23 protein-coding genes are annotated in these 24,386 nt (G+C 72.0%); 10 read left to right on the top strand and 13 right to left on the bottom strand.

Annotated elements, in window-relative coordinates:
- Positions 1-27: 27 nt before the first annotated feature.
- Positions 28-1,095: an acetamidase/formamidase family protein gene (locus CG723_RS40370; RefSeq protein ID WP_234374777.1), complete on the bottom strand. Its 1,068-nt coding sequence runs from the start codon at positions 1,093-1,095 to the stop codon at positions 28-30.
- Positions 1,092-2,123, bottom strand: a complete 1,032-nt coding sequence (locus CG723_RS40365) for a carbamate kinase (protein ID WP_100598537.1) — start codon at positions 2,121-2,123, stop codon at positions 1,092-1,094. Before CG723_RS40365 ends, CG723_RS40370 begins: the two co-directional genes overlap by 4 nt.
- Positions 2,124-2,294: 171 nt before the next feature.
- On the opposite strand from CG723_RS40365, the gene CG723_RS40360 reads away from it, so the two are divergent.
- The 4 genes from CG723_RS40360 (at position 2,295) to CG723_RS40345 (ending at position 7,951) form a co-directional block, all read left to right on the top strand.
- Positions 2,295-3,911, top strand: coding sequence for a PucR family transcriptional regulator (locus CG723_RS40360; protein ID WP_100598536.1), 1,617 nt, complete (start codon positions 2,295-2,297; stop codon positions 3,909-3,911).
- A gap of 133 nt (positions 3,912-4,044) precedes the next feature.
- Positions 4,045-5,616, top strand: coding sequence for an acyl-CoA synthetase FdrA (gene fdrA / locus CG723_RS40355; protein WP_100598535.1), 1,572 nt, complete (start codon positions 4,045-4,047; stop codon positions 5,614-5,616).
- Complete coding sequence (locus tag CG723_RS40350) at positions 5,613-7,061, top strand: DUF1116 domain-containing protein (RefSeq protein ID WP_234374776.1); 1,449 nt, start codon at positions 5,613-5,615, stop codon at positions 7,059-7,061. Before fdrA ends, CG723_RS40350 begins: the two co-directional genes overlap by 4 nt.
- Entirely contained in the window at positions 7,058-7,951 is an 894-nt protein-coding gene (locus CG723_RS40345) for a DUF2877 domain-containing protein (protein ID WP_159032642.1), read from the top strand. The genes CG723_RS40350 and CG723_RS40345 overlap by 4 nt, the downstream gene beginning before the upstream one ends.
- Positions 7,952-8,053: 102 nt before the next feature.
- Here CG723_RS40345 and CG723_RS40340 read toward each other — a convergent pair whose 3' ends face one another.
- A complete protein-coding gene (locus tag CG723_RS40340) occupies positions 8,054-8,854 on the bottom strand; it encodes an RNA-guided endonuclease InsQ/TnpB family protein (RefSeq protein ID WP_100598533.1) in 801 nt (266 codons plus the stop codon).
- A 99-nt stretch (positions 8,855-8,953) separates the two neighbouring features.
- Here CG723_RS40340 and tnpA point away from each other — a divergent pair, with 99 nt between their 5' ends.
- On the top strand, positions 8,954-9,382 hold the full coding sequence (tnpA, locus tag CG723_RS40335; RefSeq protein WP_100598532.1) for an IS200/IS605 family transposase: 429 nt from the start codon (positions 8,954-8,956) through the stop codon (positions 9,380-9,382).
- A 150-nt stretch (positions 9,383-9,532) separates the two neighbouring features.
- Here tnpA and CG723_RS40330 read toward each other — a convergent pair whose 3' ends face one another.
- The 5 genes from CG723_RS40330 to CG723_RS40310 form a co-directional block, all read right to left on the bottom strand.
- The gene (locus CG723_RS40330) at positions 9,533-10,024 is read right to left on the bottom strand and encodes a levansucrase (protein ID WP_100598531.1); all 492 of its coding nucleotides are present in this window, start codon (positions 10,022-10,024) and stop codon (positions 9,533-9,535) included.
- A 63-nt stretch (positions 10,025-10,087) separates the two neighbouring features.
- Positions 10,088-11,350 (bottom strand): ROK family protein, encoded by a 1,263-nt coding sequence (locus CG723_RS40325; RefSeq protein ID WP_100598530.1) that lies wholly within the window; start codon positions 11,348-11,350, stop codon positions 10,088-10,090.
- 69 nt (positions 11,351-11,419) lie between these two features.
- Positions 11,420-12,136 (bottom strand): alpha-ketoglutarate-dependent dioxygenase AlkB family protein, encoded by a 717-nt coding sequence (locus CG723_RS40320; RefSeq protein ID WP_100598529.1) that lies wholly within the window; start codon positions 12,134-12,136, stop codon positions 11,420-11,422.
- A 60-nt stretch (positions 12,137-12,196) separates the two neighbouring features.
- On the bottom strand, positions 12,197-13,048 hold the full coding sequence (locus tag CG723_RS40315) for a class II fructose-bisphosphate aldolase (protein ID WP_100598528.1): 852 nt from the start codon (positions 13,046-13,048) through the stop codon (positions 12,197-12,199).
- Positions 13,049-13,087: 39 nt separating this feature from the next.
- Positions 13,088-13,972: an SIS domain-containing protein gene (locus CG723_RS40310; protein WP_100598527.1), complete on the bottom strand. Its 885-nt coding sequence runs from the start codon at positions 13,970-13,972 to the stop codon at positions 13,088-13,090.
- A 179-nt stretch (positions 13,973-14,151) separates the two neighbouring features.
- Between CG723_RS40310 and CG723_RS40305 the strand changes: the two genes are divergently transcribed.
- The 3 genes from CG723_RS40305 to CG723_RS40295 all read left to right on the top strand — a co-directional run bounded on the left by CG723_RS40305 (position 14,152) and on the right by CG723_RS40295 (position 17,144).
- Positions 14,152-14,931: a DeoR/GlpR family DNA-binding transcription regulator gene (locus tag CG723_RS40305; RefSeq protein WP_100598526.1), complete on the top strand. Its 780-nt coding sequence runs from the start codon at positions 14,152-14,154 to the stop codon at positions 14,929-14,931.
- Between the two features lie 192 nt (positions 14,932-15,123).
- Positions 15,124-16,341 carry an MFS transporter gene (locus CG723_RS40300; RefSeq protein WP_100598525.1) on the top strand — a complete coding sequence of 406 codons (1,218 nt, stop codon included), beginning with the start codon at positions 15,124-15,126 and terminating at the stop codon, positions 16,339-16,341.
- Between the two features lie 65 nt (positions 16,342-16,406).
- Entirely contained in the window at positions 16,407-17,144 is a 738-nt protein-coding gene (locus tag CG723_RS40295) for a maleylpyruvate isomerase family mycothiol-dependent enzyme (protein ID WP_100598524.1), read from the top strand.
- A 25-nt stretch (positions 17,145-17,169) separates the two neighbouring features.
- On the opposite strand, the gene CG723_RS40290 is transcribed toward CG723_RS40295, so the two are convergent.
- Complete coding sequence (locus CG723_RS40290; RefSeq protein WP_100598523.1) at positions 17,170-17,574, bottom strand: MarR family winged helix-turn-helix transcriptional regulator; 405 nt, start codon at positions 17,572-17,574, stop codon at positions 17,170-17,172.
- An 87-nt stretch (positions 17,575-17,661) separates the two neighbouring features.
- Here CG723_RS40290 and CG723_RS40285 point away from each other — a divergent pair, with 87 nt between their 5' ends.
- On the top strand, positions 17,662-19,188 hold the full coding sequence (locus tag CG723_RS40285; protein ID WP_234374775.1) for an MFS transporter: 1,527 nt from the start codon (positions 17,662-17,664) through the stop codon (positions 19,186-19,188).
- 94 nt (positions 19,189-19,282) lie between these two features.
- Here the strand turns inward: CG723_RS40285 and CG723_RS40280 are convergent, their stop codons facing one another.
- The 3 genes from CG723_RS40280 to CG723_RS40270 all read right to left on the bottom strand — a co-directional run bounded on the left by CG723_RS40280 (position 19,283) and on the right by CG723_RS40270 (position 22,134).
- Positions 19,283-19,948: a response regulator gene (locus CG723_RS40280; RefSeq protein WP_100598522.1), complete on the bottom strand. Its 666-nt coding sequence runs from the start codon at positions 19,946-19,948 to the stop codon at positions 19,283-19,285.
- Positions 19,945-21,237, bottom strand: coding sequence for a sensor histidine kinase (locus tag CG723_RS40275; RefSeq protein WP_100598521.1), 1,293 nt, complete (start codon positions 21,235-21,237; stop codon positions 19,945-19,947). Before CG723_RS40275 ends, CG723_RS40280 begins: the two co-directional genes overlap by 4 nt.
- A gap of 144 nt (positions 21,238-21,381) precedes the next feature.
- A complete protein-coding gene (locus CG723_RS40270) occupies positions 21,382-22,134 on the bottom strand; it encodes a TetR/AcrR family transcriptional regulator (RefSeq protein ID WP_100598520.1) in 753 nt (250 codons plus the stop codon).
- A gap of 264 nt (positions 22,135-22,398) precedes the next feature.
- Between CG723_RS40270 and CG723_RS40265 the strand changes: the two genes are divergently transcribed.
- A complete protein-coding gene (locus CG723_RS40265; RefSeq protein WP_100598519.1) occupies positions 22,399-22,881 on the top strand; it encodes a nitroreductase family deazaflavin-dependent oxidoreductase in 483 nt (160 codons plus the stop codon).
- Here the strand turns inward: CG723_RS40265 and CG723_RS40260 are convergent.
- A complete protein-coding gene (locus CG723_RS40260) occupies positions 22,865-24,181 on the bottom strand; it encodes a geranylgeranyl reductase family protein (protein ID WP_100598518.1) in 1,317 nt (438 codons plus the stop codon). The two genes, CG723_RS40265 and CG723_RS40260, sit on opposite strands and share 17 nt — an antisense overlap.
- Between the last annotated feature and the right edge of the window lie 205 nt (positions 24,182-24,386).

Raw genomic sequence — 24,386 nt, 5'->3', positions numbered from 1 at the left:
GGCGCGATCGGACTGGATGGAACTGGATCAGTCGGGGAAGTCCGCCTTGCGGATGAGGCAGTGCACTCCCTGGACCTGGTCGACGACCTGCGAGATCTCGAAGTCCGCCGCCGCGCTCAGGTAGGCGTACGCGGTCGGCCCGTCCATGCCGAAGCGGTCCGTGAGGAAGCGGACTGCGGCGCGGACCGCTTCCCGCATCGCCTCGTCGAGGTCCTCGTGCAGCCCCACGGGGATCCAGTGCCGGTCGGTCTCGCCGAAGGGATGCGTGAGGGCCGCGGCGGCCGCGCGGGCCCGTGCGCCCTTGAGGAGGGTGAGCCGGAACGTGGCGCGCAGCGGCGCCTCCAGGGCGGTGAGGGCGACTTCGCCGTTGCCCTGGGCGTAGTGCGGATCTCCGGTGTAGAAGCCCGCGCCGGCCGTCTGTACGGGCAGATAGAGCGTGGAGTGCGTCGCGAGGTCCTTGATGTCGAGGTTGCCACCGTGCCGTCCTGGCGGCACGGAGTGCTCCGGCCCGTCCGTGTCGGTGGCCACGCCCATGATGCCCATGAAGGGCCGCAGCGGGAACCGGGCCGCCGCCCGGCCGTTGCCGTAGCGGATCACGCCGACGTCCCGGCCGTCCGCACGCTCCACCGCGCAGAAGGTGAACTCCGGCCCTGTGCAGGAGAATTCATCGGGCAGGGCGCCACGGCCGTGACGGCTGGAGATGACGCCGTAGTCGGCGCGCCGGTGCAGGGACAGCACTTCGGCCTTGAGGAGGTCGCCCGGCTCGGCGCCCCTGATGTGGACGGGCGCACTGACGACGTGAGGCCCGTCCCCCTCCGGGTCCCGTGGCGGCGGGGACTTGGCCAACAGGCGGGCGTCGGACAGCACTTCGGTCGCGGCGATGCCGTACCGCCCGAAGAAGGCGGCCGGATCGCGCCCCTGGTCCTCCAGGATGCCCTCGTGCGAGACGGTGTCGAAGGTGACGCTGTCACCGGAGTCGATCGTGAGCGCCGGCGCGGTGGTCCGGCAGGGCAGCCGCCCCCAGCCGGCGGTCTCCGGTGTGGCCCGCAGATAGTGCGTGCCGTCGATCGGGCCCTGTCCCGCTTCGAGTATCACTGCGGCCTCCCTGCCGTGACGGTGCCGTTGAGGGGTTCTTCGGTGGTCCGCGCCGGTTCGCTGTCGAGCCGGGTGCCGCCGCGCCCGTCGAGGGCGGCGCCGAGCTGCCGCGGTGAGGTGATGAGCACCTGACGGCCGGGGGCGCCGCGCAGGAAGTCGAGGGCGGCGCGGATCTTGGGGCCCATGCTGCCCGGCGGGAACTGGCCCTGCGCCAGGAGCCGTTCGGCCTCGTCGTGGGTGAGCCGGTCGAGGTAGCGCTGCGTGGGCCGGCCGTAGTCGACGGCGACGCGTTCCACTCCGGTGGTGATGACCAGCAGCTCCGCGCCGAGTTCCGCAGCGAGATGCGCCGAGGTCAGGTCCTTGTCGATGACGGCTTCGACGCCCCGGTAGCCGCCGTCGTCGGTCTCTACGAGGGGGATGCCGCCGCCGCCGGCCGCGATCACCGTGAATCCGGCCGAGGACAGCGCCCGTACGGCCTCCGTCTCCAGGACCCGGCGCGGCCGGGGCGACGGGACCACGCGCCGCCAGCCCCGCTCGCCCTCCTCCGCCACGGTCCAGTTGTGAAGGTCCGCCAACTCCCTTGCCCTGGCTGCCGGACAGAAGGCTCCGATGGGTTTGGTCGGGTGGCTGAACGCCTCGTCGTGCGCGTCCACCACGGTGTGGGTGATCAGGGCGGCGACCCGGTCGTCGGCGCGCCCGAGCGACCGGAGGCGGCCCGCGATCGCGGTAGCCAGGATGTATCCGAGGCCGCCCTGCGAGTCGGCCACGCACATGTCGAGGCCGACGGCGGGCAGTTCGGGCGCCAGGGCCGCCGCGAGCTCTGCGCGGCGCTTGATGAATCCGACCTGAGGGCCGTTGCCATGGGTGACGACGACCCGCCACCCCGTGTCGGCCAGCGCCACTACGGGGGACGCGAGCCGGCGCGCGGCCTCGACCTGTTCGGCGACGGTGGCGTGGGTGCCACCGCGCAGCAGCGCGTTGCCGCCGATGGCGACCACCGCTGTCCTCGGCACGGCTCGGGGAGTCATGCGGGTCACCGTAAGAGAGGCGGGCCGAGCCGGTCATGGGCACCGGACGCCAGGATGAGCGGCCCCCCGTTGACACCCGCTGACAAGGGGCGTCCCCAACCGTGGTGGGAAACATGGAAGTTACGCGCGGGGTATTACAGGTTACTCGCGGCTGTCGCATAGTGACTGTGCATGACAGGCATCGGTATCGGCACCGCCCCGACCGTCCCCCACGGCCTCTCTCCCGGGCTGACCGTGAGCGAGGCGCTGGCACTGCCCTGCCTCAGCGGCGCACGACTCGTCGCCGGGGCGAGCGGCCGCGGCCGCCGTATCCGCGTCGTCAACATCATGGAAGTCCCCGACATCGTGCGCTGGATGCGCGGCGGTGAACTGCTGCTGACCACCGCCTACGCCGTCCGTGACGACGCACAGGCCCTGAGCGACCTGGTCCCCGTGCTCGCCGAGCGCGGCCTCGCCGCCCTGGCCGTGAAGGTGGGTCCCTATCTGCCCGCGTTGCCGTCGGCGATGCTGGAGGTGGCGGACGAACTCGGCTTCCCTGTCGTCGAGTTGCCGGGTGCCGTCATGTTCAACGACATCCTGTCCGAGGTGCTGGGCACCGTACTGAACCGTCAGGCCCTGGAGTTGGAGCGCTCGCGGGCCATCCATGAACGGCTCACGGCGGTGGCCCTCGACGGAGGCTCCTACCAGGAACTCATGAACGTACTGCTCGAACTGTCCGGCTGCGCGGCCGCCGTGCTCGACGAGCACGGGTGGATCCTGGCCTCCGCGGGCTCCCCGCCTCCCGACCGTCCGCCCGCCGCCGAGCGCGCCATCGAGACGGGCACGGGCGCGAGCGGCGCCGTGGCCCTGTGGCGGGACGACGCGGAGGCCGCGGACCACGGGGCCGGGGCGGCCCTTGCTTCCACGCATGAGCTCGACACTCATCAGCGAATGGCGCTGGAGCACGCCACGACCGTCGCCGCCACCATCGCCGCCCAGGAACGCGCCCTGGCCAGCCGCCAGCAGCGCTACCGCACGCTGCTCCTGATGGAGCTGGTCTCCCGGCCGCCGCGCGACCGCGCCGAGACCGCGCGCCGGGCCGCGGCCATGGGCTGGAATCTGCGGCTGCCCCGCGCGGTCGTGCTCGTCGAGGTCGCCTCCACCGGCACCGGCAGTCCCACCGACACCGAACTCGCCTTGGAGGAACGGCTGTTGCCGCTCGTAAGGCCGGCGGCCGGGTCCGGCGCGATCATCTGGGGCAGCCAGAGCGGACTCGTCCTGCTGATGGAACCGGGGCCGTCACTCGCCGGCCGATGTCAGGCCCTGCATGCGGCTGTCACCGCCGCGCACCCCGGCTGGGACGTGGCTGTCGCCGCCGGGACCGTCCGGGACGACTTCACCGACTACCACCACAGCTACGAGGAAGCGGCGCAGACCCTGACGCTCGGCCGCGAACTGCACGGCCCCGACTTCGTTCGCGGCTACGCGGACCTGGGGGTGTACCGGCTCCTCGGACAGCTTCCCGCAGCGGAGCTCACGGCCCTCGTCGACGACGCGCTCGGCCCGCTGCTCGCCCATGACGCCGAGCACGAGGGCAGCCTCGTCGAGACCCTCGGCGTCTATCTCCTCGAGGACCGAAACGGTGTGGCCACCGCCGCGCGGCTGCACATCCACTACAACACCCTGCGCTATCGACTGCGCCAGATCGACCGCCTCACCGGCGGTCTCGAACGCCGGCCGACGGCCCGGCTCCAGACCGAACTGGCCGTCCACGCCCACCGGTTGCTCTCCTCGCGCGACCGGCGCTGAGCAAGCCCTCCTCGCGGCCGACCCCGACCCCCGCGAAGGCGGGTCACTGTCACCCGTTGCCGGTAAATGCCCGACCGGTTCTGGCACTTCGAGCCATGCCGCAAGGGGCGGGCCGCTGCCTAGAGTCGGAACCATGGTGCTACGAAACGCCGTGCACAAGGATCTCTACGCCGACTCCGTCGCCCTCATGAGGGTCGCCGCCCGCCTGGCCGAACCGCCGGGCATCGAAACCATCAGCCTCGTGATGGGAACACCCGCCAACCGCGACGTCCTCGCGCGGTCGGGGCTGCTGACCACCCCGGGCCACGACGCCGGACCCAACGACCTGCTCGTCGCCGTCCGCGGCGAACCCGACGCGGTGGACACCGCCCTCGCCCTGGCGGTGGATGCCCTGTCCGGTCCCGGTGAGGGACCGGGCGCAGGGCCGGAGGCCGGTGCGGACGCCGGGCCCCCGGTGCGCTCGCTCGCCGGCGCTCCCGCCGACGCAGGTCTCGCGCTGATCTCCACCCCCGGACCGTACGCGGCCGCCGAAGCCCTCAAGGCGCTGCGCCTGGGCATGCACGCCTTCGTCTTCAGCGATCACGTGCCGATCGAGCAGGAGGTGCTCCTGAAGCGGGAGGCCGCCCGCCGCGGGCTGCTCGTCATGGGGCCGGACTGCGGAACCGCAGTCATCAGCGGCATCCCCCTCGGCTTTGCCAACGAAGTGCGGGCGGGCTGCGTCGGCCTGGTCGGAGCCTCCGGTACAGGACTGCAGCAGGTCTCGAGCCTCCTGCACTCCATGGGCGCCGGGGTCAGCCATGTGATCGGCACGGGCAGCCGCGACGTGAGCGCGGAAGTGGGCGGGCTGACGATGCGGGCCGGGCTCGACGCCCTGGCCGCGGACCCCGCGACGGACGTCATCGTCCTCGTGTCCAAACCGCCTGCCTCGCACGTGGCCCAGCAACTGATATGTCACGCGGGCGCGTTGGGGAAGCCGGTGGTGGCCTGCTTCCTCGGCACGGACGAGACCTCCCCGGCTCCGGCCCGAGTCACGCTCGCTCCCACCCTCTTCGAGGCGGCACGGTCCGCAGCCTCCCTTGCTGCCGGCGGGGCGCTCCCTCCCGGCGAAGAGCTGCCCAAGCTGCCCGCCCCCGCTCGGCCTCGGCGCCTGCTGCGGGCCCTGTACGCGGGCGGCACGTTCGCCCACGAGGCGGCCTGGCTCCTCGGCCCGGTGCTCGGTGGCATCACCCGTTCCGCTCCCCCACCCGCGCCGGGCGCGGCCCCGAGCCTCCCGGACCGACATCTCGTACTCGACCTGGGCGACGACGAGTTCACCGCCGGGCGCCCCCACCCGATGATCGACCCCACGGTCCGCACCGAGTATCTGCGGGCAGCCCTCGCGGACCCGCGCAGCGCCGCGGTCGTCCTCGACGTGGTCATCGGACACGGCGCCGCGCCGGATCCGGCAGCGGCTCTCGCCGGAGCGCTGGCCGAGGCTCCTGCCGACGCACCACCGGTGATCGCGTTCGTCGTGGGCACCGATGACGACCCGCAGGGACTCACCGCACAGCGGCGGATTCTGCGCGCCGCGGGCGCGCATGTCGTCGACAGCAGTACGACCGCTGCGCGGGTGTGCGCCGAACTCCTGTCCAGCAGTGACGACTTGGTACTCGCCCCAGCTGCGTCTGCCCCCGCCCCCGCCTCCCGGATCGGAGAGACCGCATGACCGCACAGGCCATGCCCGCACAGGCCGTGCCCGCGCAGGGCCTCCTGACCGGCGTCCCGCACGTCGTGAACGTCGGCGTCGACGCGTTCGCCGGGCCGCCGCGGGCCGCGGGCGCGACGGTGACCGCGGTCGACTGGCGCCCCCCGGCCTACGGTGATCCGGAACTCGGCGCCGGGCTCGCCCGCCTGGTCGCGCACCCGGCCGTCGAGGCCGCCAACTCCGAAGCCCTCGAACGGATCCTGGGCGTCGTGCCGATGTGGACCGACGTCCGCGCCGCCGGGGAGCTGATCCCTGAACTGACGCAGGAGAGACTCCTGTTGCACGCCGGACCGCCGATCGAGTGGGAGCGCATGTGCGGCCCGATGCAGGCCGCCGTCGTCGGCGCCGCACTCCTGGAGGGCTGGGCGGCGACGCCGCCGGAAGCGGAAGCGCTCGCCGCCGCGGGAGCCATCCGCTTCGCCCCCTGTCATCACCACGACGCAGTCGGCCCGATGGCGGGCGTCATCTCCGCGTCCATGCCCCTGCTCGTCGTGGAGGACGAGGCCACGGGGCTTCGGGCGTACTCCAACCTCAATGAGGGACAGGGCCGTTGCCTGCGCTACGGCGCACTCGGCGACGACGTCATGGAGCGGCTGCGCTGGATGGGAGAGCGCCTCGGCCCCGCTCTGCGCGCTGCGATCGGCTCGCTCGCCGAGCCGGTGAACCTGCGGTCGGTCACCGCGCAGGCCCTTCAGATGGGCGACGAGTGCCACAGCCGCAACACCGCGGCGAGCGCCCTGCTCACCCGCGAACTCTCCGCCGTGCTCGCCCGGCATGCGGACCTGGGCGGGATCGAGGCGCTGGACTTCCTGCGTGACAACAACTACTGGTTCCTCAACTTCTCGATGGCCGCGAGCAAGTTGGCGCTCATGGCCGGGCACGGTGTGCCGCACTCCACGGTCGTCACAGCCTTCGCGCGTAACGGTGTCGACGTCGGCATCCGCGTCAGCGGCCTCGGCGACACCTGGTTCATCGCACCCGCCGCCCCCGTGGACGGCCTCTACTTCGCCGGTTACGGACCCGCCGACGCCAATCCCGACATCGGTGACAGCGCCATCACCGAGATGCACGGCCTGGGCGGGTTCGCGCTGGCCGCCGCCCCGGCGATCGTCGGCTTCGTGGGCGGCACGCCCGAAGGGGCCCGCCGCATCAGCCAGGAGATGGGGACACTCACCGTCGGCCGGCACCGCGACTACCGGCTCCCCGGCCTCGACTTCGTCGGCAGCCCCGTCGGCGTCGACATCCGCAAGGTCGTCGACACGGGCCTCGAACCGGTGATCACCACGGGCATCGCCCACCGCGAGCCGGGCATCGGCCAGATCGGTGCCGGCCTCACCCACGCCCCGATGCGCTGCTTCACGGACGCGTTGAGCGCCTTCGAGGTGCCCCCGGAGCCCGCGGAGTGACGGGTACGCCGGCCGGCGGGGGTTCTGTACGGGCCGGGGCGACCCGCCCTGAGCACGTACACCTCGGCACCGTCAGTCACGTACACCTCGGCACCATCAGCACGGCCGTCGCCCCCCTGCTGCACGGTCCGTTCCGGCCGGCCCGCGTCGTCGCCGCCACCCGCTACGCGGTCCATCTCGCCACCGGCGACCGGGAGTTACCCGCGCTCGCCGTGGTGACCAGGGACGCGATCCGCCTGCCGAACGCGCTCGTCCTGCCCTTCTCGTCGGCGGACCGGCCGTTGGACCTGAACACACCATGGGCCGGCGTCGGGGCGGGCCGCGTAATCATCGGGCCCGTTCGCCTCGAGCCGGAGGCGTCCTGGACACCGCCCCGTGTCCAGGACGCCTCCTCCCCACCGGACCCGGCGCGCATCGGACAGGCGACGGTGCTGCTCGACGCCCTGGCCCAACCCCTGCCGCCCCCATTGGCGCCCCGCCTGACGGACCTGCGCCACGCCCTGCACGCCGATAGGTCGAGCGAAGTCCGGCGGGCCGCCCGCGCACTGGTCGGCCTCGGCCCCGGACTCACCCCGTCCGGTGACGACATCCTGTGCGGCGCACTGCTGGCGAGCCGAGCGTGGGGAGGCCCTCTCACGCCCCTCTCGGGGGCGGTCGCGGACGCGACCCTGCGCACACCGCTGCTCTCGGCGGCGCTCCTGCGGCACGCGGTGCGCGGCGAATGCGTGCCGCAGGCCCACGCGTTCCTGCGGGCGCTGAGCGGGGCCGTGCCCCTGGAACCCGCTCTGCGCGAACTGCTCGCCGTCGGGCACCACTCGGGAGGCGATCTGGCGCGTGGGGTGCTCGCGGTGGCCCTGAGCACAGCGCGCGCGGCGACCGGTGACCGGTGACCGGTGACCGTAACGACTACCCGGTCAACTACCCGGGGCTGAAGCCCGGGCTTGCTGCTCGGGTCATCAGTGGCGGTGATGAGGCCCGGCTGCATCCAGCGCTCACGCGATGAGGGTGAGCGCAGGGGCCTGTGACTCAGCCCCGCGAACCCACGTCCACCAGCCGCGTGCGGCGATGTTGTGGGACGAGTTCGGATCCGCGTGCTCAACGAAGCCGCAGACCTGGCACGCGAACCGTGCCTGCGAGGGCCGGTTGCGTCTGTCGATGTGATGACACTGGGAGCATTCCTGGCTGGTGTACGCCGGATCGACGTGCACCAGCGGGACCCCGGCTCTTTTCGCCTTGTAGGCGATGAAGGCGCCGAGCTGATGGAAGGACCAGGAGTGCAGCGTGACGCGTTGGGGCTTCCTGAGCCGTGCCCGCTCGCGAATACCGCCCAGGTCTTCCAGGGCGATCCCGCGGCCGGTGCGTTGAGCCTCTGCCACGATGTGCTTGCTGATCTTGTGGTTGATGTCCCGGGCCCGCCGTGCTTCCTTGCCCGCGTGTTTCTTCGCCCGCCGCTTCGCGGACTTCGTGCCCTTCCTCTGCAGTTTGGCCCGCAGCGTGCGGTCCGCCTCGCGGCGCCGGTTCAGACGGCGTCCGCTGTGGCGGGCGCCGGTGGAGGTGGTCGCGATGTTCACGATCCCCAGGTCGACCCCGACGAAGGACGCCGGGTGCGCGTCCAGTTCGGCCTCTGCAACCTCACAGGTGGCGATCAGATACCACCGGCCGTCTCGGTACAGCAGGTCACTCTCGCCCTTGCGGTACGCCTCAAGGACGGCGAGGTGCACCGGTGAGCCGGTGAAGGCGATGTGCTTCATCCGGCCCGTGACGGTCCAGATCGACACCGTCCGCTCGCCCATCTGCCACGACAGACAGCGGTCATCGAAGGGCTGGGCCGCGGCCTCACGGAAGACGACCGGCTTCCCGGTGGCCTTCGCATGCCGGCTACTACTTGACCTGTGTCACCAAGATGGGAACCAAATCCGAACATCCGCAGGGGTCGTAGCGTCATCTACACGCTGCACGCCCATTTGGTCTTCGTCCCCAAGTACCGGCGTGCGGTCTTCACCGACGAGATCCTCACCCGCTGCGAAGAGATCATGGCCGAGGTGTGCGGCGACTTCCGGGCCGAACTGACCGAGTTCAACGGCGAGGCGGACCATGTCCACCTGCTCGTGCACTATCCCCCGCAGATCGCCCTGTCCCGGCTGGTCGGCTCCCTCAAGGGCGTCTCCGCCCGCCTGCTGCGCAAGGAGTACCCGGAGCACATCCACCGCCACCTGTGGGGCGAACACTTCTGGTCACCGTCATACTTCGCCGCCTCCGCCGGGGGCGCCCCACTACAGGTGGTCAAGGAGTACATCGAGAACCAGAAACGTCCCGGCTGAGCAACGCCCCGGCTCCGCCGGGACGGCAATGCGCCGCTCCGCGACGACCATCGGGTCCGGCTCCGCCGACACGCCACCGCGCCCGTCCGGAGCGCCGTCACAGGATGCGATTCCACCCGATGGCTAAAGACACGGGATTCCTCGCAAGAATCAGTTGAAGTACCGGTTGCCCTTGTCGATGAGGTGGGAGGCGTAGACGCGGCCGATGGCCGGCTTGCCGCGATAGAAACCGACGTAGCGCTGTGCGCTGTCCACGACGACGGGGCGCGCGAAGCAGGCGAAGCGGTTGCGCTGCTGCTGTTCGGCCCAGGCCATGGCGGCCGGGTCGACGCGCTCGCTGACGAGGACAGGGAAGGCGGCGACGCCGGTCTGCAGGCCGACCGGGAGGCCGCCCTTGTTCTTCTTCGCGTACGTCAGGACCTGCGAGGTGAACGCGTCGACGCTCTGCGGGGTGATCTCGGGCACGGCGGCGGCGACGGTGAACAGGTGCAGGTTGGTGGCCATCCAGCGCATCCGGAAGTCGGCCCGCCGCCCCACGAGGACGGGCACACCGAACCAGTCCTCCCAGCGCGTCGCGCAGCCGTCCGCCTGGAGGCGGTTCTCCACCGAGGCCAGGTAGTTTCGGGCCGATTCACCAGTCATGGCGGTGATTGTGCACGGTCAAGTCCCTGCCGGACCAGTCGGGGTGCGACGGAGTCCCGCGCGTCAGGCCAGGCCCAGCGCCGAGAGCGGGTCGTCGAGGACCGGCTGCCACGCCAACTCGGCAGCTCCCACGAGGCTGTTGTGGTCGAGGGTGCACGCCAGGATGGGCACGCCGCCGCTGCGGCCCCACAGGCTGCGGTCCGCGACGACGGCCCGCAGGCGGTCCGGGTCCGCGTCGAGGAGCGCCCGGTGCAGGCCGCCCAGGATGATGCGGTCGGGGTTGAGGATGTTCACCAGGCCCGCGAGGCCGAGTCCGAGACGGTCGATCAGGGCCTCGGTGGCCATCCGCACCTTCGGGTCGTCGAGGCTGCCGGTGATCAGGTCGCGGGCCTGCTGGAGCAGGGAGCCGTCGGGGCCCGGTTCGCGGCCCGCCGCGTCGAGCAGGGCCAGCGGGTCGGTCTCCACGTCGAGGCAGCCGCGGCTGCCGCAGTAGCAGGGCCGGCCCTCGGGGTTCACGGTGAGGTGCCCGACCTCCAGGGCGAGGCCCGAACTGCCGGTGTGCAGACGGCCGTCGAGAACGAGCGCGCCGCCGACGCCGCGGTGGCCGGTGGCGACGCACAGCAGGTCGCGCGCGCCACGGCCCGCGCCGTGCCGGTGCTCGGCGAGGGCGGCGAGATTGACGTCGTTCGCGGCGAACGCCGGCCGCCCGATGCCGGCCTCCCGTACGCGCTCGGCGAAGATCTCGCGGACGGGCGAGCCCGCGGGCCAGGCGAGGTGCAGCGGGTTGAGGGCGGTGCCGTCGGGCTCGGCCACGGCGGACGGCACGGCGAGGCCCGCACCGACGCAGTGGCGCCCGCTCTCGCGCAGCAGTTGGGCGCCGGCCTCCACGACCGAGCCGAGCACCTGCGCCGGGTCCGGGTCGATGATCTCGCAGCCGGGCGTGGTCGCGACGATCCGGCCGCCGAGGCCCACCAGGGCGGCGCGGTAGCCGTCGGCGTGCACCTGCGCGGCGAGTGCCACAGGTCCGTCCTCGGCGACGGACAGCCGGTGCGAGGGTCGCCCCTGTGAGCCTGCGGCGGCGCTCGGCTTGGCGTCGATCCTGATCAGCCCGAGCGCTTCGAGCTCGGCGGCGACCGCGCCTGCCGTGGCCCGGGTCACGCCCAGTTCGGCGGTGAGGACGGCGCGGGTCGGCGCGCGGCCGGTGTGCACGAGTTCGAGCGCGGGCCCGAGCGCGCCACGGCCCCGCTCCAGACGTGGCGAACGCGCGGAACCCTCCGCCTCGCCCGCCGTCTGCCCCCCGGCCCCGGAGGCCGCCTTGCCACGCATCAGCAACTCCTCGCCCTGATCACCGTGTCGCATCGTATCCGGTGAACGCCGCAGCCCCTGCGGGTGAACTCACCCCTGTGGGGAGGGTGCGGAGGGCGGTGCGGTGAGTCCGGTGACGCGCATCGTGAGATTCAGGCGGCCCCGGGAGAGCCCGGTGGCGGGGTCGCCGGTGCCGGGGTACACCTTCGGCACCCCGTGGAAGGCGAGCCGCGACGGCCCTCCGAAGACCAGCAGGTCCCCGGAGACCAGCTCCACGTCCTCGTACGGTCTGCCGCGGTTCTCGGTGTTGCCCAGCCGGAAGACGCAGGTGTCGCCGATGCTGAGCGAGACGACGGGTTCCCGGGCGCGCTCGTCCTTGTCCTGGTGCATGCCCATGGTGGCGGCGCCGTCGTAGAAGTTGATCAGTGCCGTGTCGGGGGCGTAGCCGTCGCCGGCCGTGTCGTCCTCGTACGCGTCGACCAGCGCGCGTCTGCCCAACTCCTGTAGCCAGTCGGGGAAGTGGGCCACCGGGGCGCCGTTCACATCGGATGCCGTACGCGTGTAGCGGTAGGGCTGCCAGTGCCATCCGACGCACACGGTCTGGACGGACATCACGCCGCCGCCCGGCAGTCGCGTGTGGCGCATCGGCACGGGCCCGGCGGCCCAGCCGCGGCAGGCTTCGACGAGTGCGCGCCGGGCCTCGGCGTCGAGCCAGCCGGGCACGTGCACGGCGCCGGGGGTGATCTCCCGGCGCTCCCGGTGCACCGGGAAGAGCGGGGGCGCGTGCGGTTCGTGCCGGCGGGCCATGGCCCCATTGTCCCCGGTACGAGGTGTCTTGCGCGTACCGGGGCGGGAGCGGGGCACGGGTCAGCGGCGCATCACCTCGACCAGCTCCGTCACGGTGCGGGCCATCGCCTCGCGGCCCACGCTCAGGTACTTGCGGGAGTCGACGGCGTCGGGATGTGCGGCAAGGAACTCCCGGATGGCCCCCGTCATCGCTATGTTCAGAGCGGTGCCGACGTTCACCTTGGCGATGCCGCCCCGGACGGCCTGCGAGAGTTCGTCGTCACCGACACCGGAGGAGCCGTGCAGGACCAGCGGTACGTCGAGGCCCTCCGAGAGCTGCTTGAGGAGGTCGTGGTCGAGCGTCGCGGTGCGGGTGGTCATGGCGTGCGAGGAGCCGATCGCGACGGCGAGGGCGTCGACGCCCGAGTCCGTCACGTAGGCGCGGGCCTCCCCGGGGTCGGTACGGGCACCCGGCGCGTGGGCGTCGAGCGGCGCGGAGCCGTCCTTGCCGCCGACCTCCCCCAGTTCGGCCTCGACCCAGAGCCCGTTGGCGTGGCCCCAGTCGGCGGCAGCGCGGGTGGCCGCGAGGTTCTCGTCGTAGGGGAGCCGGGCCGCGTCGTACATCACCGAGCTGAACCCGGCGTCCGCGGCCTGGCGGAGCAGCTCGTCGCTCTGGACGTGGTCGAGGTGGAGCGCCACGGGCACCGAGGACGCCTCGGCGGTGGCGGCCGCGGCCCTCGCGAGGGGCAGCAGGCGCCCGTAGCGGTAACGCACGGCGTTCTCGCTGACCTGGAGGATCACCGGCGCGTTCGCCGCCTCGGCGCCCGCCACGACGGCCTCGATGTGCTCCAGGGTGATGACGTTGAACGCGGCCACCGCGGTACGCGCCGCGGTGGCCTCGGCGACGAGCGCGCCGGTTGCTGCGAGGGGCACGGCCCCTCCTTTCGGAAGGCTCGGAAGCTCGGTCGACGGTCAGCCGGCGGTGAGGATCACCGAGCGGGTGAGGTGGCGCGGCTGGTCGGGGTCGAGGCCGCGGGCGGCCGCGACGGCGACGGCGAGGCGCTGCGCGCGCACGAGTTCGGCGAGCGGGTCGAGGCTCCCCTCGACCCAGAGCGCGCCGGTGCCGGTCACCTGCTCGGCGAGCCCCTCGGGCGCCGTGCCGATCATCCAGGTGGCGGTGCCCGCGGTGGTGACGCTGATGGGGCCGTGGCGGTACTCCATCGCGGGGTACGCCTCGGTCCACGACAGGGACGCCTCGCGCATCTTCAGAGCGGCCTCGTTCGCGAGACCGACGGTCCAGCCCCGTCCCAGGAAGGTGAACTGGCCGCACTCCACGAGGCCTTCGGGCAGCGGCGTCTCGAGCGCGGTGCGCGCGTCGGCGACGGCCTGCTCGGTGTGCAGGCCGAGGTGGGCGCGCAGGAGCGTGAGCGCCGTCGTCGCGAAACGGGTCTGGACGACGGACTGCTCGTCGGCGAAGTCCAGGACGATCACGTCGTCGGCGGCGGAGACGATCGGTGTGTTCGGGTCGCCGATCACGGCCGTCGTCCGGATGCGGCCCTTGACCGCGGCCAGCAGCTCGACGACCTCGGTCGTCGTGCCGGACCGGGACAGCGCGATGAGGCGGTCGTAGGGGCGCCCGGCCGGGAACTCCGAGGCCGCGAACGCGTCGGTCTCGCCCTGTCCGGACTGCTCGCGCAGCGCGGCGAAGGCCTGCGCCATGAACCACGAGGTGCCGCAGCCCACGATCGCGACGCGCTCCCCCGGCGCGGGCAGCTTGGCGGCCTCGCCCGCGGCCAGGCCCGCCGCGCGCGTCCAGCACTCCGGCTGGCTGTTCAGCTCGTTCTCGACATGGCTCATGCCGTGCCCACTCCCTGATGTGTCGTGTCCGTGGACCGGTCGAACACGTCGTATGCGTCGCGCTCGAACGGCCCTGTCGAGCGTATGCTCGTTCCTGCAAGAATTCGATACCTTTCGAGCATAACCAAGCATCAGGTAGTGCGCTAGGGTCACCGGAGAACGACGATTGGAGGCCGCGGATGTCCCGCGACGCCCGCTGGAAGTCCCTGCTGGAACTGCTCGTGGAGCGGGGGCGCCTGGATGTCGAGGAGGCGGCGGCCGATCTCGGGGTGTCCGCGGCCACGATCCGGCGCGACTTCGACCAGCTCGCCGAGCAGCAGATGCTCGTACGCACCCGGGGCGGCGCCGTCGTCCACGGCGTCTCCTACGAGTTGCCGCTGCGCTACAAGACGGCACGCAACGCCTCCGAGAAGGAACGAATCGCCAAGGCGGTCGCCGAGCTGATCACGCCGGGCGAGGCGGTGGGCCTGACCGGCGGCACGACGACGACCGAGGTGGCGCGCGCACTCGCGGTCCGCCCCGATCTCGCCTCCGGTTCCCCGGCCCTCACGATCGTCACCAATGCGCTGAACATCGCCAACGAGCTTGCGGTGCGACCCCAGTTCAAGATCGTGGTGACGGGCGGGGTCGCCCGGCCGCAGTCGTACGAGCTCATCGGCCCGCTCGCGGACGGCGTGCTGAGCCAGATCACCATCGACACGGCCGTGCTCGGTGTCGTCGGTTTCGACGTCGCACACGGCGCCGCGGCGCACGACGAGGCGGAAGCGGCCATCAACCGGCTGCTGTGCGAGCGGGCGGAGCGCGTGATCGTCGCGGCGGACTCCAGCAAGCTGGGCCAGCGCGCGTTCGCCCGGATCTGCTCGACGGAGCGGATCGGCACCCTGGTCACCGACAGCGCCGTGGACGCGGCGACGGTGGAGCGCTTCGAGGAGGCGGGGGTCAAGGTCCTCGCGGTGTGACGCCCCGAGCCACACCTACGGTTTTCATGGCTGCGGCCCCTCCCGGACGGGTGGGGCCGCAGCCATTTCCCCGCACCCGTCCGACATTTCCCTGCGCCTGCCCGGCATTTCCTGTGCCCACCCGCCGGATGTCGTGGCCGTCACGCCTCGCACCGTCTTGTCCCGGCCGGGGTGGCGCCCTACCCTGACTTTGTGCCGACACTAAACAAACTCCGGGCCGTCAAGGACGACAGCCCGCGGACCGCGTCCCTCACCCGCCTGCGTATCGCGCTCACGATCTTCTTCGCGCTCGACGGCTTCATCTTCGCGGGATGGGTCGTCCGCATCCCCGCCGTGAAGGAGCAGACCGGCGCTTCGGCGAGCACGCTCGGACTCGCGCTCCTCGGCGTCTCCGCGGGTGCCGTGATCACGATGATGCTCACAGGGCGTCTGTGCAGGCGCTTCGGCAGCCACCCGGTGACCGTGGTGAGCGGTGTGCTCCTGGCGCTGAGCGTCGCACTGCCTCCGCTCACCCACTCGGCGCTCACCCTGGGCCTGGTCCTGCTCGTGTTCGGCGCCGCCTACGGCGGGATCAACGTGGCGATGAACAGCGCCGCGGTCGACCTCGTCGCCGCCCTGCGCCGCCCCGTCATGCCGAGCTTCCACGCGGCGTTCAGCCTCGGCGGCATGCTCGGCGCGGGCCTCGGCGGCCTGGTCGCGGGCCACGTCTCCCCCACCCGGCACCTCCTCGCCCTCACCGTCGTCGGCCTGCTCGTCACGGCCGCCGTCGGCCCCACGCTCCTGCGCCACGACGCCCCGACGGCTCCGGACGACAGCAGTCGTACACGGAGCGAGCCCGCGTCGGCGTCCGAGCGGCCCGCCGGACGCGTGCGCGGGCTCGTCCTCGTCTTCGGCCTCATCGCCCTGTGCACCGCGTACGGCGAGGGCGCGCTCGCGGACTGGGGCGCGCTGCACCTGGAGGAGGACCTGCACGCCCATCCCGGCGTGGCCGCGGCAGGGTATTCCTGCTTCGCCCTGGCCATGACCATCGGCCGGATCGGCGGGACGACGCTGCTCGAACGCCTGGGCAGGACCCGCACGCTGGTGTTCGGCGGCGCCACCGGCGCGGTCGGCATGCTGCTCGGCTCGCTCGCCCCCACCGTGTGGCTGGCGCTCCTCGGCTTCGCCGTCACAGGCCTGGGTCTCGCCAACATCTTCCCCGTGGCGGTCGAACGCGCCGGCGCGCTGGCCGGACCCACCGGCGTCGCCGCCGCGTCCACGCTCGGCTACGGCGGCATGCTCCTCGGGCCGCCGATGATCGGCTTCATGGCGGACTGGTTCTCGCTCCCCGCCGCGCTGACCAGCGTGGCCGTACTGGCGGGCGTCGCCGCCCTGATCGGCTTCGCGACCCGGCGCGCGGCCGTCTCCTGACCCGCGCGCGACGAGCATCCCGCAAGGACGCATTCAAGCCAGGTCCCATCGGGCAGACTCCCGCCATGGAGACTGCGGAGCACATCGAGACGCTCAACGAGGAGGGCCGCCTCCTCGCCGGCGCCGCCGAGACGGCGGGGACCGACGCCAAGGTGCCGACCTGCCCGGGCTGGGCCGTACGGGACCTGCTGCGGCACGTGGGCATGGTGCATCGCTGGGCCACGGCGTTCGTCGCCGAGGGGCGCACGTCGTACCACCCCGACAACGGTCTGCCGGATCTGGACGGCGCGGAGCTCATCGCCTGGTTCCGTGAGGGCCACGGCCGGCTCGTCGGGACGCTGGCCGGCGCCCGGCCCGACGTGGAGTGCTGGACGTTCCTGCCCGCGCCGTCGCCGCTCGCGTTCTGGGCGCGGCGGCAGGCGCACGAGACGACCGTCCACCGGGTGGACGCGGAGTCCGCGCTGGCCGGGACGCCCGGCGTGATCCCCGCGGAGTTCGCCGTCGACGGCATCGAGGAGCTGCTGCTCGGCTTCCACGCGCGCGGCAGGAGCAAGGTGCGCTCGGACACCCCGCGCCTGCTGCGCGTGCGGGCCACCGACGCCGAACGGGCATGGACCGTACGGGTCTCACACGAGCCGCCGGTCACCGAGCGGGACGGGGCGGGCGAGGCCGACTGCGAGCTGTCGGGTCCCGCGGCGCGGCTCTATCTGTCGCTGTGGAACCGGCTGCCGTTCCCGAGCCTCACCGGCGACGCCTCACTGGCCGCGCTGTGGCGGGAGCGGTCGGGGATCACCTGGAGCTGACGACCCGCCGGGCCATCTGCGGAGATCAGCCCTTCGGGCCGTCCGCGAGCATCCGCCCCAGTACCGCGCGCTGCAACGGTCGCACCTCGGTGTGCAGGTCGCGACCCTTCGGCGTCAGGCAGACCCGTACGCCGCGGCGGTCCTCGGGGCACATCCCGCGCGTCAGGAGGCCGTCCTTCTCCAGGCGGCCGATCAGGCGCGACAGGGCGCTCTGGCTGAGATGGACCTGCGCGGCGATCTCCTGCACGCGGAAGGAGGAACTGCCGTCCTCCGCCGTACCGGCGGCCAGGACGTCGAGCACCTCGAAGTCGCTGGCGCCCAGACCGTGCTGATGCAGCTCGCGATCGAGCTCGCACATGGTGCGCGCATGCACCGCAAGGATGTCCCGCCACTGATCCACGAGGCCGGGCTCGGCCTTTTTCGCCGCCATAACCGCACCGTAGCAGAAAAGACAGGCATTGTTGCATCGGAATTAAATGCACTTGCAGTCAATGCATATGCATGTAGTGTGCTCCGCATGACCTCTCCGCTCGCCAACACCCCTGCGTCCCAGGAGCGTTGGTCCCCCCGTCTGTGGGGCACACTGCTCGTCCTCTGCGCCGCGATGTTCCTCGACGCGCTCGATGTGTCGATGGTCGGAGTCGCCCTGCCGTCCATCGGCTCGGAGCTCGACCTGTCCACGTCGACCCTGCAATGGATCGTCAGCGGCTACATCCTCGGCTACGGCGGCCTGCTGCTGCTCGGCGGCCGAGCGGCCGACCTGCTCGGCCGGCGCCGGGTGTTCCTGATCGCCCTCGGCGTCTTCGCCCTCGCGTCCCTGCTCGGCGGACTCGTCGACTCCGGGCCGCTCCTGATCGCCAGCCGCTTCATCAAGGGCCTCAGCGCCGCGTTCACCGCGCCGGCCGGCCTGTCCATCATCACCACGACGTTCGCCGAGGGCCCGCTGCGCAACCGCGCGCTCTCCATCTACACGACCTGCGCCGCGACCGGCTTCTCCATGGGCCTCGTCCTGTCCGGCCTGCTCACCGAGGCCAGCTGGCGCCTGACCATGCTGCTGCCCGCGCCGATCGCCGTGATCGCGCTGCTCATCGGCATCAAGCTCATCCCGCACAGCGAACGCGAGAAGAACCACCGCGGCTACGACATCCCCGGCGCCATCACCGGCACCGCGTCGATGCTGCTCCTCGTGTTCACCGTCGTCCAGGCACCGGAGGCGGGCTGGGCCTCGGCCCGGACCCTGCTGTCCTTCCTGGCCGTCGCCGTCCTGCTCGCGGTCTTCGTCTCCATCGAGCGCCGCTCCCCGGGACCGCTGATCCGTCTCGGAGTGCTGCGCTCCGGCTCACAGATCAGGGCGCAGCTGGGCGCGATGGCGTTCTTCGGCTCGTACGTCGGCTTCCAGTTCCTCGTCACCCTGTACATGCAGTCCCTGCTCGGCTGGTCCGCGCTGCACACCGCGCTCGCGTTCCTGCCGGCGGGCGCTCTCGTGGCGCTCTCCTCGACGAAGGTCGGCGCCATCGTCGACCGGTTCGGCACGCCGCGCCTGATCGCGCTGGGCTTCACCTTCATGGTGATCGGCTACGCGCTGTTCCTGCGCATCAGCCTCGACCCGGTCTACGCGTCCGTCATCCTGCCGACGATGCTCCTGATCGGCGCGGCCTGCGCCCTGGTGTTCCCCTCGCTCAACATCCAGGCCACGAACGGCGTCCACGACGACGAACAGGGCATGGTCTCGGGCCTGCTCAACACCTCGGTGCAGGTCGGCGGCGCCATCTTCCTCGCCGTCGTGACGGCCGTCGTCACCGCGAACTCCGGCGAGGGCTCGTCCCCGCAGGCCGTCCTCGACAGCTTCCGGCCCGGTCTCGTCGTCGTCACCGCGATCGCCCTGGCGGGACTGCTGATCACCCTCACCGGCCTGCGGACCCGTCGTCCGCAGGACACGATCCTGATCGCGAAGTCGGTACAGGAGCAGGGGCCGGTGCAGGAGTCGATGAAGGCGGACGCTGGCGCCGACGCGCGTACGGAGCGTGTCGCGGTCCGCGACTGACCCACAGGTTCTCGACCCCCTCACACATGGGTTGCGCCCGGCCGGCAGTCCCCTACCTGCCGGGCGCACCCGCGTGTCGGCGGCGCGTGTCCGCTCAGCCGAGCCAGCCGGGCCGTACGAGGCCCGACTCGTAGGCGAGCACGACCAGTTGGGCCCGGTCGCGCGCGCCGAGCTTCACCATCGTGCGGCTCACATGTGTCTTCGCGGTGAGCGGGCTGACGACGAGACGGCGGGCGATCTCCTCGTTCGACAGGCCGATGCCGACCAGCGCCATCACCTCACGCTCGCGCTCGGTGAGCTGCCCGAGCGACCCGGCGGCCGCAGGCTCCTTGGAGCGTGCCGCGAACTCGGCGATCAGACGGCGGGTCACCCCCGGCGAGAGCAGCGCGTCCCCGTGCACCACCGCCCTTACGGCACGCAGCAGTTCCTCGGGCTCGGTGTCCTTGACGAGGAACCCGGACGCTCCGGCGCGGATCGCCTCGAAGACGTACTCGTCCAGTTCGAAGGTGGTCAGCATGACGACCTTCACGCTTTCCAGCGCGGCGTCGTCGCTGATGCGGCGGGTCGCGGCGAGCCCGTCGAGGACCGGCATGCGGATGTCCATCAGGACGACGTCGGGCCGCAGTTCGCGTACGAGCCGCACCGCCTCGTCGCCGTCGGATGCCTCCCCCGCGACCTCGATGTCGCTCTGCGCGTCGAGCAGCGCCCGGAATCCGGCGCGGACGAGCGACTGGTCGTCGGCGAGCAGTACGCGGATCAACGGTTCTCCTCCGTCGGCGTGAACGGCAGTTCGGCGAGCACCCGGAAACCGCCGTCGGGCCGCGGTCCCGCCTCGATCGTGCCACCCAGTGCGGCGGCCCGCTCACGCATCCCCGCAAGCCCGTTCCCGCTGCCACCTGCCGCCTCATGGCTCGCCGGCCCGTCGTCGTCGATGCGCAGGGACAGCGCGGTCCCCGAGTACCGCACCTCCACGCGCGCGTTGCGCGACTCCGAGTGCCGTACGACGTTGGTGAGCGCCTCCTGCACGATGCGGAACGCGGCGAGGTCGGCGCCGGGCGGCAGCGCGGTGCGGGATCCTTCCGTGTCGATGTCGACGGTGAGGCCCGCGCTCGCCGCCTGCTCCACGAGTTCCAGGAGCCGGTCGAGACCTGGGGCGGGGGCGCGCGGCGCGTCACCCGGGGTCCTGAGGGTGTCGAGGACCTGGCGGACCTCGCCCAGCGCCTCCTTGCTCGCGGACTTGATGGTGGTGAGGGCGGTACGGGCCTGCTCGGGGTCGGAGTCGAGCAGCGCCAGACCCACGCCCGCCTGGACGTTGATGACCGAGATGGAGTGCGCGAGCACGTCGTGCAGCTCCCGCGCGATCCGCAGACGCTCCTCGTCCGCGCGTCGCCCGGCGGCCTTCTCCCGCTCGGCGCGCTCCTTCGCCCACTGCTCGCGACGCGTTTTGACCAGCTCGGAGAAGGCGACGATCGCCAGGACCCACGCGGCGATGAAACCCTCCTGCCCCCAGGACGCGGCATCGTCCCCCGACGGCGGCAGATACGCGTACAGCCAGTGCGCCACGAGGACATGCCCCACCCAGAACATGCCGACCGCCGCCCACGCGGCTCTGCGGTGCCCCGCGACGATCGCGGCGTAACAGCCCACGGCCACGGTGATGAAGACCGGCCCGTACGCGTAGCCCGCGCCGAGGTAGACCGTCGCGCAGGCCGCCGTGCCGAAGGCCACGAGGACCGGGTACCGCTGACGCCACAGCAGGAGAACGCCACTCGCGAGCAGCAGCACGCGGGCGAACACGTCGAGGCCGGCGCGACCGGTCTGGGCGTGCGCCGCGAAGGTCGAGCCGACGAGGACGAACGCGGTGATCAGGACGGTGGACCGCCAGGGCCAGCGCGGCCCCTGGCCCGAGGCACCCCACCAGGGCGGCCCGTAGTGGCCTCGCCGGGCGGCACCGGTCGCCGTCCAGGGCGGCCCGTAGCGCCTGAGGTGCGGCGGACCCGCCCAGGTCCGGGGCGGGCCGCCGGCCCCGCGTACGTGCTGCTCATCCATGACCGCAACGCTAGACGCCGGACGCCGTCGCGGGCGTCAGCCGGGCGTGGTGATCACGTGTACTCCCCGGGGAGTACACGACGCAGTTCGGGCGGCGCGCGTCACGCCCGGGGCAGCGACTTCCACTCCCGGGCCGAGGGCATGTCATTCCCGGGGCAGCACCAGGCCCACGCCGTGGGCGAGCTGTGTCGCGGCGTGCGTGAAGAAGGTGGCACGGTCCTCCACGACCCGGTTGAACTGGCCGAACAGCTCGAAGCCGATCAGGCCGAACAGCTGCGCCCAGGCGGCCACGAGCGCGGCCACCGTCGCGGGCGGCAGGTCGGGGGCCAGGTCGGCGCCGAGCCGCTCGGCCTCGGGCCGCAGCTCCTCGGGGAGCGGCGGCTCGGCGATCCCGCGGCCCTGGTGGGCGTCGCGGACGATGCTGAAGAACAGCAGCCCGACGCGCGACGCGGCCGGGACGGTTGTCATCGGCGCGCTGTATCCGGGTACGGGCGAGCCGAAGATGAGCGCGTACTCGTGCGGGTGGGCCAGCGCCCAGGCGCGGACGGCTTCGCTGACGGCGACCCAGCGGCGCACGGGTGCGATCGCCTCGGCCCTGCTGTCGGAGGTCTTCGCCTTGTCGCTGCTCTTCGCCGCCTTCTTGAGCAGGGCGGCGTCCGCCCGCTCGGCCGCCTCACCGACGGAGTCGTACGCGTCGATGATGAGCGCCGTCAGGAGGTCGTCGCGGCTGGGGAAGTAGCGGTAGAGCGCCGAGGAGACCATGCCCAGCTCGCGGGCGACGGCGCGCAGGGACAGCTTGGCGGCGCCCTCGGCCGCGAGCTGTCTGCGGGCCTCGTCCTTGATGGCGGCGGTGACTTCTTCCCGTGCCCTGGCCCTGGCTCCTCGTGTGGTGCTCATACGGGCAGTGTCCCACGATTTCGGAGCAGTGCACACGTTCCGGATCGATGCACGCGTTATGGATCGGTGCACTCATTTGGGAGCAGTGCACTCAGTGGCGAGCGGCGCACTCTGCCGCGGCGACCAGAAAAGAGAGCACCGCTCTTGCTTTGGATCGCCGATCTCGTGCACACTGATCTCAAGCGAGAGCAGTGCTCTCGCAACCGAGATCGAGACCGACTCCAGCGGCGCCCCCGTCGCACCACCCACACCCAGGAGAACCCCATGACCGCGAACGCCCAGTCCGGCTCGCCCTCCTCCCCCAGCCCCTACTACCTGAAGGGCAGCCGCCTGAACGTCCGGCTGAACGGCGTGATCGGCTGGCTCGCGCGCCACGGCGTCAGCCTGATGGGGTCCGCCGAGCTCTCCGTGCGCGGCCGTAAGAGCGGTCAGATGCAGCGCATCCCGGTCAACCCGCACACGTACAAGGACGCGCAGTACATCGTCTCGGCCCGCGGGCACTCCCAGTGGGTGCGCAACATGCGCGTCGCCGGGGCCGGCGAGCTGCGCGTCGGGCGCAAGGTCCGTACGTTCACCGCGACCGAGGTGCCCGACAACGAGAAGCTGCCGATCCTGCGCAGCTACCTGGAGAAGTGGGGCTGGGAGGTCAACCAGTACTTCCAGGGCATCACTGCCAAGTCGACCGACGAGGAGCTGACCGCGGCCGCGCCGGACCACCCGGTCTTCCTCATCACGATCGAGAAGTAGCCTCCGGATCGTCGACCGTCGGCACGGCCGACGGATCAGCCGAGGACGCGGCCGCGGATGCCGGCCGGTCCAGACGGCTCAGGACGCGACCCGCCATCGGATACGTCCTGACGATCTCGCCCAGCGTCGTCGATCCGCGGGTGATGCGGGCGAACGCCTTCCACGCGGGCCGGAACCCGGTGATCGCCGCGTGCAGCACGCCGGGCCTGCGCTCGAAGACGGTCAGCATCCGCCTGCCGACGCTCATCTCGACACCGAGCCCCGCCTTGACGGCGAACGCGTAGTTCAGAGCCTGCCGGCGCGCGTCCACCGCGTCGTGCGCCTCCGAGACGCGGACGGCCCACTCCCCCGCGAGACGACCCGACCGCAGCGCGAACGAGATGCCCTCACGGGTCCACGGTTCGAGGAGACCCGCCGCGTCACCACACACGAGTACGCGACCGCGCGACAGCGGTGAGTCGTCGGCACGGCAGCGCGTCAGATGGCCGGAGGAGACCGACGGTTCGAAGCCGGCGAGGCCGAGCCGGGCAATGAAGTCCTCCAGGTACCGCTTCGTGGCGGCGCCCTCGCCCCGTGCCGAGATCACGCCGACGGTCAGGGTGTCCCCCTTGGGGAAGACCCAGCCGTAACTCCCGGGCATCGGGCCCCAGTCGATGAGGACGCGGCCCTTCCAGTCCTCGGCGACCGTCTCGGGAACGGGGATCTCCGCCTCCAGACCCAGGTCGACCTGGTCGAGCTTCACCCCGACATGAGCCCCTATGCGGCTGGCACTGCCGTCCGCCCCGACGACGGCGCGCGCCAGGATGGTCTCGCCGTCCTGGAGGATCACGGCGACCGTGCGCCGGTCGGGCACGGCAGCGCCGTGCTGCTCTACCCGCGAGACCGTCGTCCCGGTGCGCAGCTCGGCGCCCGCCTTCTCGGCGTGCTCGACGAGCTGATGGTCGAAGTCGGCGCGGTTCACCAGGCCGAAGAGCATGTGGCGAGAGCGCCGGGTGCGGGTGAACTTCCCGTCGAGGGAGAACGTCACCGCGTCGATCCGGTCCCGGAACGGCAGCTCGAATCCCGGCGGCAGCGCGTCCCTGGAAGGACCGATGATGCCGCCGCCGCACGTCTTGTACCGGGGCAGTTCCGCTTTCTCCAGAAGGAGGACGCTGCGTCCGGCGACCGCTGCCGCGTAGGCGGCCGAGGCGCCGGCGGGACCGGCGCCCACCACGACGACGTCCCACACCTGCCCGCCGTCACCGGCGTCCGCCGCGTGCTCGCCCGTTCCGTTGCCGTCCGCCGAGTTCTCGCTGCTCACGATGGTCTACTGCTCCCGATCCAGCCGCCTGCCGCACCTTTCCCAGGCATCCTACGGCGGTGTCCTGCCAACCCCTTGTGGCAGGATCGGCACCGCATGCCCTGTGCACGAAACGCTCACGCACACCAGCCGACGGCGGACCCGCACGGACGCGTGCGAAAGCCGCATACGTACACACACGTGCAACGTCGCACCTACGAGGAGC

Origin of the sequence: Streptomyces sp. CB01635, assembly GCF_002803065.1 — a bacterium.
Lineage (GTDB): Bacteria > Actinomycetota > Actinomycetes > Streptomycetales > Streptomycetaceae > Streptomyces.
This window is presented reverse-complemented; position numbering and strand designations above follow the sequence as displayed.

What these genes read in the sequence shown, in the direction of transcription:
- CG723_RS40365 (WP_100598537.1), bottom strand. Translation starts at nt 2,123, where the DNA reads ATGACTCCCCGAGCCGTGCCGAGGACAGCGGTGGTCGCCATCGGCGGC.
- CG723_RS40360 (WP_100598536.1), top strand. Translation starts at nt 2,295, where the DNA reads ATGACAGGCATCGGTATCGGCACCGCCCCGACCGTCCCCCACGGCCTC.
- fdrA (WP_100598535.1), top strand. Translation starts at nt 4,045, where the DNA reads ATGGTGCTACGAAACGCCGTGCACAAGGATCTCTACGCCGACTCCGTC.
- CG723_RS40350 (WP_234374776.1), top strand. Translation starts at nt 5,613, where the DNA reads ATGACCGCACAGGCCATGCCCGCACAGGCCGTGCCCGCGCAGGGCCTC.
- CG723_RS40340 (WP_100598533.1), bottom strand. Translation starts at nt 8,854, where the DNA reads ATGGGCGAGCGGACGGTGTCGATCTGGACCGTCACGGGCCGGATGAAG.
- CG723_RS40330 (WP_100598531.1), bottom strand. Translation starts at nt 10,024, where the DNA reads ATGACTGGTGAATCGGCCCGAAACTACCTGGCCTCGGTGGAGAACCGC.
- CG723_RS40325 (WP_100598530.1), bottom strand. Translation starts at nt 11,350, where the DNA reads ATGCGTGGCAAGGCGGCCTCCGGGGCCGGGGGGCAGACGGCGGGCGAG.
- CG723_RS40320 (WP_100598529.1), bottom strand. Translation starts at nt 12,136, where the DNA reads ATGGCCCGCCGGCACGAACCGCACGCGCCCCCGCTCTTCCCGGTGCAC.
- CG723_RS40310 (WP_100598527.1), bottom strand. Translation starts at nt 13,972, where the DNA reads ATGAGCCATGTCGAGAACGAGCTGAACAGCCAGCCGGAGTGCTGGACG.
- CG723_RS40305 (WP_100598526.1), top strand. Translation starts at nt 14,152, where the DNA reads ATGTCCCGCGACGCCCGCTGGAAGTCCCTGCTGGAACTGCTCGTGGAG.
- CG723_RS40295 (WP_100598524.1), top strand. Translation starts at nt 16,407, where the DNA reads ATGGAGACTGCGGAGCACATCGAGACGCTCAACGAGGAGGGCCGCCTC.
- CG723_RS40290 (WP_100598523.1), bottom strand. Translation starts at nt 17,574, where the DNA reads ATGGCGGCGAAAAAGGCCGAGCCCGGCCTCGTGGATCAGTGGCGGGAC.
- CG723_RS40285 (WP_234374775.1), top strand. Translation starts at nt 17,662, where the DNA reads ATGACCTCTCCGCTCGCCAACACCCCTGCGTCCCAGGAGCGTTGGTCC.
- CG723_RS40275 (WP_100598521.1), bottom strand. Translation starts at nt 21,237, where the DNA reads ATGGATGAGCAGCACGTACGCGGGGCCGGCGGCCCGCCCCGGACCTGG.
- CG723_RS40270 (WP_100598520.1), bottom strand. Translation starts at nt 22,134, where the DNA reads ATGAGCACCACACGAGGAGCCAGGGCCAGGGCACGGGAAGAAGTCACC.
- CG723_RS40265 (WP_100598519.1), top strand. Translation starts at nt 22,399, where the DNA reads ATGACCGCGAACGCCCAGTCCGGCTCGCCCTCCTCCCCCAGCCCCTAC.